At 54.6% G+C, this 581-nt stretch carries 1 protein-coding gene; it reads right to left on the reverse strand.

Going from position 1 to position 581, the window contains the following annotated elements; translation table 11 throughout:
• Window positions 1–184 precede the first annotated feature (184 nt).
• Window positions 185–581, reverse strand: a 397-nt coding sequence (locus ESO89_RS18235; protein ID WP_241686294.1) for an ArsR/SmtB family transcription factor, incomplete at its 5' end; no start/stop codon positions are given.

A 581-nucleotide genomic window follows, 5' to 3' on the forward strand; every position in this document is an offset into this window, starting at 1 on the left:
GTAAAGGAGTTTGGTAGCATTTTCTGTGGCTCATTTCGAGATGGATAACGTCGAGAGAGGACTCACAGTAACTCAAACTTTCACGCAACCAGATTCATCCACCCCGTCTCGGTTCCGCTCAACGGTGATTCCATTGCTAGAGTTAACCTCTGTCTGACCTGCTAGAGAACGTACAATTACTGATTTATCGCGTCCGATCAAGTGCCTCCACGAGCGCCTCCGCCCGTTCCGTGGTCGAATAACTGCGCGAGCGTCCATCTTTTTGCTTTTTTACGAGTCCGGCATCACACAGAAGCGTCAACGCGTGACTGACAGCGCTGTCGCTTATGGACACGTAGGGCGTGATCTCGTCGAACCTGACCGCGCCATCCGCGTCGACCAACAGGCGGACGAGTCGATATCGCGTCTCATATCCGAACGCCGACAGCGCTTTCACGTCGGCGGTCGTCGTCGCGTCGTCGATCAGTGCGTCGAGATCCGTGCCGGGAAGCGGGTCTGAAGAGGAGTCGGGCATAACTGACGTATTCGCTGCGACCGGAATAATTGTTCTGTCGGGCTTCAAAACGGCAAATACGAGCGAA

Source organism: Halorubrum amylolyticum (assembly GCF_004114995.1).
In the GTDB taxonomy this organism is placed as follows: domain Archaea; phylum Halobacteriota; class Halobacteria; order Halobacteriales; family Haloferacaceae; genus Halorubrum; species Halorubrum amylolyticum.